This window comes from Paenibacillus sp. VTT E-133291 (assembly GCF_002264395.1).
Classification (GTDB): Bacteria; Bacillota; Bacilli; order Paenibacillales; family Paenibacillaceae; genus Paenibacillus_AQ; species Paenibacillus_AQ nitricinens.
In genome coordinates, this window is the sequence record NZ_NFVA01000156.1 from 1 (window position 1) to 6,948 (window position 6,948).

The 6,948-nt window shown below is 42.6% G+C and carries 4 protein-coding genes; all 4 read left to right on the forward strand.

Features of this window, described 5'->3' with window-relative positions:
• A partial coding sequence (locus tag CA598_RS30555; RefSeq protein WP_143812484.1) for a GH32 C-terminal domain-containing protein occupies positions 1-2,666 on the forward strand: 2,666 nt, incomplete at its 5' end.
• Positions 2,667-2,861: 195 nt separating this feature from the next.
• A complete protein-coding gene (locus CA598_RS30560) occupies positions 2,862-3,842 on the forward strand; it encodes an ROK family protein (protein WP_373455858.1) in 981 nt (326 codons plus the stop codon).
• A gap of 260 nt (positions 3,843-4,102) precedes the next feature.
• Positions 4,103-5,320 (forward strand): MFS transporter, encoded by a 1,218-nt coding sequence (locus tag CA598_RS30565; RefSeq protein WP_179283808.1) that lies wholly within the window; start codon positions 4,103-4,105, stop codon positions 5,318-5,320.
• 383 nt (positions 5,321-5,703) lie between these two features.
• Positions 5,704-6,885, forward strand: a complete 1,182-nt coding sequence (locus CA598_RS30570; RefSeq protein WP_179283809.1) for a sensor histidine kinase — start codon at positions 5,704-5,706, stop codon at positions 6,883-6,885.
• Positions 6,886-6,948 lie beyond the last annotated feature (63 nt).

Here is a 6,948-nt window from a genome sequence, read left to right on the forward strand (position 1 = left end):
TGACGGATGCCAGCAGTTATTATAATGAAAAATATCGTCCTCAGTATCACTATACGCCAATTCGTGGTTCTGCGAGTGATCCGAATGGACTGGTCTACTTCGAAGGAGAATATCATCTATTTCATCAGGACGGAGGCACATGGGCACATTCTGTCAGTATAGATATGCTGAACTGGAAGCGGCTTCCGATTGCGCTGCCGTGGAATGATCATGGACATGTCTGGTCTGGATCGGCTGTAGCAGATTTGACGAATGCATCAGGCTTGTTCGGAGACTCAGGAGGTAAGGGGCTAATTGCATATTACACTTCCTATAATCCTGATAGTCCGAATGGGAATCAGCGTATCGGTCTTGCTTACAGCAAGGATCAAGGTCGTACTTGGGAATATTCCAAAACGCGACCCATTGTTATCGAGAATCCAGGCGATAGTGGAGGGGAGCCCGGAAGTTGGGATTTCCGTGATCCGAAAGTGATTCGTGATAACGACAATAACAGGTGGGTAATGGTTGTATCCGGTGGAGATCATATTCGTTTCTTTACTTCAACGAATCTACTGGATTGGACCCTGACAGATAGTTGGGGATACGGGGATTATGTTCGCGGTGGTGTTTGGGAATGTCCGGATTTGCTTCAGCTTTCGGTAGACGGAACATCACAGAAGAAATGGGTTCTGATGATTAGTACAGGAGCGAACTCAAAAACAGGCGGATCAGATGCAGAATATTTTGTGGGTCATTTAACGGCGGAAGGTAAATTCGTAAATGATAATCCGGCAGGGAAAGTATTGCGAACAGATTTTGGAAAAGAATTCTACGCTTCAATGTCTTTTTCGAACATGCCAGATCATCGCAGTGTAATGATGGCATGGATGACAAATTGGGACTATCCGTTTGATTTTCCAACGACCAACTGGAAAGGCGTTCTGTCTATCCCGAGAGAAGTTACATTGGTAACGACTAAAGATGGGATTCAGCTCGCCCAAAGTCCGATCAAGGAGTTCCAATCGCTGCGTAGTCAGCTGTATTCTACAGCTAATAAAGTTGTGACTCCTTCTTCTCAGAACCTACTGAAAGGCATTACCTCTGGTGCATACGAGATTGAAGCAGAAGTGGAAGTTCCAGCAGGTAGTCAGGTGAGTGAATTTGGCTTTAACGTTCGTGAAAGTGGAAGTAAGCAAACGGTTGTTGGATATAAACCTAGTGAGTGTCAGATTTTTGTGGATCGGTCTGCATCTGGTTTGACGGATTTTTCGAGTTTATTTAGTACAAGACATGAAGCGCCAATGCCAACGGAGAATAAGCGTGTTAAGCTGCGTATCCTTGTAGATGAGTCTTCTGTTGAGGTTTTTGGCAACAACGGTAAAGTTGTTTTGTCTGATGTCATTTTTCCAGATCCAGCCAGCAGGGCTTTAAGCTTTTACACCAAAGGGGGCAACGTAAAAGTCGTATCTCTGAAGGTGAACCGGTTAGGCTCTGTATGGAATCAGGACTCTAATTCCGCTACCAAGATAATGATGGATACAAATGATCGTGAACTGAGCAAGGGGCAAAGGGACACACTCCTGGCAATGGTAGAGAATGGTACAGGTAATGGTGCACAGCCGGTGAAATGGAATTCCAGTAACAAAGATGTAGTTGAACTAAACGTGGCAGATAACTTACAGGTAACCATTGTAGGTAAAAAAGAAGGCGAGTCTATCATTACTGTCTCTACTCCAAATGGGAAGACATCAACAAGCGTATTAGTTAAGGTAACGGATGGTGAATTTCATACGAACTTAGGTGGATGGACTAAAGATCTTTCCGCAGCCTCTTGGGTCATTAGTGAAAATGGAATTCGTGGAAGTTACTTGAGTGACGCAAATTATGTCGCAGAGAAGCGGGCAGGAGACTTTACTTATGAAGCAGAGATGATGTTAGGTAAATCCGGTGGAGCGGGCTCTATGTTGTTCCGTTCAAGCGAAGATGGACGCAGCGGATACTACTTAAATCTGGATCCGAATATGAAGTCCGTACGTCTCTTTTATAAAATCGAAGGCCGTTTTGAAGAGCGTCAAATGCTGGCGAAAATACCTACGTTCATTCAGCCGGGTCAAACCTATAAAGTGAAAATCGAAGCCAAGGGCCCGCATATTGTGGTTTATGTGGACGGGCAGAAAGTGATCGACCTGCAGGATGGCACTTTTGCAGAAGGTCACTTTGGACTACATGTATTTGGTGGATATGTTTCATATCAAAACGTTAACGTGAGCGGAGAAACACCTGCCAATTTGACCACATCCAGTCTAGTAAATGCAAAGCTACAGAAATCTCTCTACACAGCAAATCTTGCAAATGGTGAAGCGGTTACCCTGAAGGAAACGAATAATTCTACGGATCAGAAGTGGGTATTCGTGCCGACGGGGGATGATGCAGGTTCCTATTCCATTCGTACAACAGCTGGTCAGGCGCTGGATCTCGACACAGGACAAAATAAGATTCAGTTATACCATTATCTTGGATATAACAATCAGCGTTGGATTTTTCACGAGAATGATGATGGTACCATTAGTATTACTTCTGCTTATCATAAGAAAGCGCTGGAAGTATCAGCAGATGGAACGACACTGTCTCTAAGCGAACTTGATCCTACTCTAGATCGACAAAAATGGGTAATTACGAATTAACATGAACCGGGTTCAATTTTATGCAATTCAGTTGATGGACCCGGTGATTTATTATTTAACACTGTCGTATTTAAGGTATGAAGATGAAAACAAGACGACATTAAGGTACAATCATACTTAAAACGAATACCTGATGAATTAATCCATACGTTCATCGAGCAGGGGGGGCTTATGAGAACAGCAAACGCTAACTTAATGAAGGAAATTAACCTTAACAACGTTCGTCAAGTGATGAAACGTATAAATACAGCCACCAAACCCCAGCTGGCGGCATTGACCAAACTGAGCGTAGTAACAGTAAACTCATTAGTCAAGGAGCTGCACGAGTTAGGTGAGCTGTTCGAAGACTTGACTGTACCATCAAACGGCGGTAGGCCAGCACAAACTTATCGCTACAATTACAACTTCAGCCTCGGGCTGGTCATTTATCTGAAGGATAAAGAGGGACAGGTGCTGATTTCAGCCACCGTCGTGAATTTGGAGAACGAAATTCTGGCGAAGGATGAACACATCATTCCAGTCTTCGAGAGACAATTTTTTTATGATATTATTGAACACTCTATAGCCTTGTATCCTTCTATCAAGGTTATTGGCATAGGCATTCCGGGTCAGGTTGTCAACGGCGAAATTAAAGTCAGCAGCCACCATGAGCTGACTGGCTCACGGATGATTCAAGAGATTGAGCAGCAATTTGAGTTGCCTATCTTGGTTGAAAATGACGTTAATGCAGCTATTAGCGGATATTGCATGAACGAAGGGGGAGAAGAGAAGCAGTACTTGCTTGGTCTTTACTTTCCAAGCAGGTACCCGCCTGGTATGGGGATCTATCTGAATGGAAAGATCCTTAAAGGCAATCAGGGCATGTCAGGGGAAATAAAATTCCTGCCTGACATGCCTGACTGGAGTCTGGAGATGGGCAAGGACACGTTCATCGATACTACCTGCCGGATTATCCAAACCCTGAATGCAGTTCTTGCTCCGGACAAAATTGTAATATATCAGGATAAGGTGGAGTTAGAAACCTGGACATCTGCTTGGGAAGCTTATCAGCTTCGACATCCAATGCCCATTTATCCACAGATCGTTATGCAAGATACATTTCAAGAAGATTTCGAGGCCGGCCTGCGCTGGTTGACATTGAAGTCATTGGAGCCGGATTTGGTCGAGCTCCATTAAGAGGTTGTCCCATAAGTCATGAGATGAATGACTTATGGGACAAGCCTCTTTTTTTAGGTGATCAATATGAGTATTAATCCAATTGCAGATATGCACTGCAACAAATGATACAGCTTCGGATCAGTTAATGGGTTGCTTGACAAAGGAATGGTTATATCGCATACTTAATTTATAGACTTTATAAAGTATATTTATTAAGTGTATAAATGTATTTCTTTACCCGTGCGTCGAATCATTTTTATCACGAGGGGGAAGCATGCTTGTCTACCTGGTTTTTGATTGTTATATATCTGGCTTTTATCAGTCTAGGACTTCCTGACTCTTTACTTGGCTCGGCATGGCCCGTTATCTGGCCCGAGATTGGTTCATCTCTTGGCTCGGCGGGTATCGTGTCCATGATCATTGCGGGAGGGACCATCGTGTCCAGTCTGTTCAGCAAAAGGATGGTCGAGCGTCTGGGTACGGGTAGAATCACATTGTTCAGTTGTTTCCTTACTGCGGTTGCGCTACTTGGATTTTCCATTGCTCCATCGATGCTCTGGTTTATAGTGTTTGCCATTCCACTTGGTCTTGGGGCGGGAGCGGTGGATGCGGCATTAAATCACTATGTGGCAGAAAACTACAAAGCCCATCATATGAACTGGCTGCACTGCTTCTGGGGTGTGGGGGCAACGATGGGGCCGATGATCATGGCTGTCAATCTTGTGAACTCTCAGTCATGGAGAGGTTGTTATGCAGTTGTTGCGATCATTCAGTTCCTACTCGTGATCATTCTTCTTGTGACGCTACCCCTCTGGAAGCGCGTGGCTACAACGCAGGAGAAACTGCTTTCGAAGGATGGGGAGCTGCTAGAAAATTTTCATGTTGAAGCTGCAGCAACAACGAAGCTACAAACTAACGTACTTCGTTTACGGGGTGTGAGGCCAACGCTCCTTACCTTCCTGCTGTATTGCGGGATAGAAACGATTGTCGGGCTCTGGGGTGCTAGTTACCTGGTCAGTACAAGAGAGGTCACAGCTGATGTGGCTGCACGTTGGATTTCCTTATACTATGGTGGCATCACAGTTGGCAGGTTAACAACTGGATTCATCGCATTAAAGGTTCATAACCGCTTTCTTATCCGTTACGGTCAGTTGGTAACCATTGTAGGTGGTGTAATACTTTTATTACCGCTGTATTCGTCCTTATCGCTGTTCGGATTCCTCTTGATCGGTATCGGTCTGGCGCCTATCTATCCGGGTCTTCTGCATGAAACACCTTCCCGATTTGGCAGAGAGAATTCAGCCCGATTGATAGGCTACCAAATGGCTGTAGCGTACACGGGAACAACATTAATTCCACCACTGTTCGGATCTTTAGCTGTACACACAAGCCTAGATCTATTCCCCTTTGTTGTGTTTACCCTACTAACATTGATGTTTTTGAGTACAGAGACGATTAATAGATTGCTGATAAAACCCACGCAAGGGAGGGGATGAAGAGATGGTTTATATCATTTTATGCGCAATCATCTGGGTAGGAGTGTATTTGAATCTAGCCGCATCGAAGGAATCGATGGATGTAAAGCCTATTCGTTCCGTGAATGATCTGTTTGAATAACCAAGGAGCAACGTAAAAAAGCATCTGATCCTAGATCAAATGCTTTTTTTGATAGTGCAAAGACTATATCGTTTCAATTGCAACACCCCAAACCATTCCGTTACAGGCGGAATAGCTTGGGGTGTTTCATTTTTTATAGCGCTTATAATTATTAATTAAGTAAAACTATTGGTTTTGTGAAATATAGTGACTTACTGTTTCTTTTGAAGCAGGAAAACATACATATATATTGAATACAAAACAACAAAGAGGGAGGATGAAAATGTCATATAGAGCCAATGCATTACGTTCGTCATTAACCCTAGCTGTTCCAATTATTTTAGATAGGCATTACCATTCTATAACTATGAAAAATATCGAATCCGCCTGGTTTGTAAAGACGCATAAGGAATTGTTAGATTCAACATTCAACACGATATTAATGAGTATGATAGAGGCACTGTTCTTGGATTCCTTTGATTACGACCAATACCTAAACATACTAGAAAAAGAGGGGGTGGGGCAAGGGATTTATACTGCAGAAATATTCGGTGATCATTTTGATATCTTACTTGAAATGAGCAAGGATTTAATCTTAATTGCTCAGAATATTATGTTTAAGATCATTGAAGAGATGGAAGATGATTCTACGACTCGATTGTTTTTTTATAATCGTTTAATGGAAAGCAACTGGACCGGTTTTACGGGCTTTGCAAAGGGTTATTTATCTAATAAAAATCAACAGATTGACAATTTGCATGAACAAAAAATTGCTGTTATGGGACAAATGGCAGCTGGTATGGCACATGAAATACGGAATCCGCTTGCTTCGATTAAAGGGTTTGCCCAGCTTGTAAATAACAGGCTATATGAACCGGAGATCAAGGCGGATGAATTGCGTGCGTATCTGGATATAACCATCAAAGAGATTGATGCTCTTAACGGATTAGTAACGGACTTCCTAGTACTGGCTCGAAAAGGAGATAGTTCGAAAAATAACGGCGTAGTATATAACGTTATCGAGGCTATACATAGAGTTAATAACATCGTGAATCAACTCATACTTAGTGATGATATTATTCTTACCGTGGAGTATTCTCTAGAGAAAGTACTAACGTATGGAAACGCCTCTCAACTAGAGCAGGTAATTCTAAATATATTAAAAAACAGTATTGATTCATTCACAGCATTTAGCGGCAGAATAGACATTACAGTTAGCGCCTCTGCTGAGACTAACGAAATTATACTTATTTTTAAAGACAATGGGGAAGGAATTCCACAGGATAAATTAAAGCGAATATTTGACCCTTTCTATACAACCAAGCAAAAAGGGACGGGAATTGGATTATCCATTTGTAAACAATTAATAGAAATGTATGGGGGACAAATTAAGGTAGACTCAGAAGTTCAGGTAGGTACTAGCGTGATGGTTATTTTGCCTTGGGTAAATGATTATCACATTTGAGGCTACGAACAATTTGGAGGATTGAATGGGACTGCTTACTTCCAGGATACCTATGTGACGGAT

Coding starts and splice junctions, on each gene's coding strand:
- CA598_RS30560 (WP_373455858.1), top strand. CDS start 2,862: ATGAAGGAAATTAACCTTAACAACGTTCGTCAAGTGATGAAACGTATA.
- CA598_RS30570 (WP_179283809.1), top strand. CDS start 5,704: ATGTCATATAGAGCCAATGCATTACGTTCGTCATTAACCCTAGCTGTT.